Below are 752 nucleotides of genomic sequence, written 5' to 3'. Positions count from 1 at the left end.
CCCAGGACAGCGCGGGCCGCTGGTTCGTGTCCCTGCTCTGCGACGACGTGATCGAACAGGCCCCGGCGTCCGGCTCGGTCGGTATCGACGCCGGGCTCGACAGCCTGCTTGCCCTGTCCACCGGGGAGAAGGTCACCAACCCCCAGCATGAGCGCCGCGACCGGGCCGCCCTCGCCCGAGCCCAGCGCAACCTCGCCAAGAAGGAGAAGGGATCCGCGAACCGGGTCAAGGCCCGGTTGAAGGTGGCCCGTGTCTATGCCCGGATCGCCGACCGGCGCCGCGATCACCTGCACAAACTGACCACTCGGCTCGTTCGTGACAACCAAACGATCGTGATCGAGGACCTGACCGTGCGCAACATGGTCAAAAACCACAGCCTCGCCCGCGCCATCTCCGACGCGGCCTGGCGGCAGTTCCGCACCATGCTCGAATACAAAGCCGACTGGCATGGTCGCAACCTGGTAGTTGTAGACCGCTGGTTCCCGTCGTCCAAGTTGTGCTCGACGTGTGGTGCGCCCGCTGGGCGGATGCCGTTGAACGTCCGGTCGTGGACCTGCCGATGCGGGGCCGTCCACGACCGTGACACCAACGCGGCCCGCAACATTCTCGCGGAGGGGCTCTCCGTGATTGCCTGGGGAGGCGGTGTAAGACCTCCACGAGAGTCTTCTCGGACGGGGCGGTCGTCGGCGAAGCAGGAACCCCCTGGGGTGACCCAGGGAATCCCCGTCCTTTAGGGCAGGGAGGATTGTCAA

General features: G+C 66.5%; 1 protein-coding gene. It reads left to right on the top strand.

Annotation, left to right across the window (positions count from 1 at the left end):
• A partial coding sequence (locus Pme01_RS30710; RefSeq protein ID WP_203935999.1) for an RNA-guided endonuclease TnpB family protein occupies window positions 1-734 on the top strand: 734 nt, incomplete at its 5' end.
• Window positions 735-752 lie beyond the last annotated feature (18 nt).

Source organism: Planosporangium mesophilum, assembly GCF_016863255.1.
Classification (GTDB): domain Bacteria; phylum Actinomycetota; class Actinomycetes; order Mycobacteriales; family Micromonosporaceae; genus Planosporangium; species Planosporangium mesophilum.
This window is presented reverse-complemented; position numbering and strand designations above follow the sequence as displayed.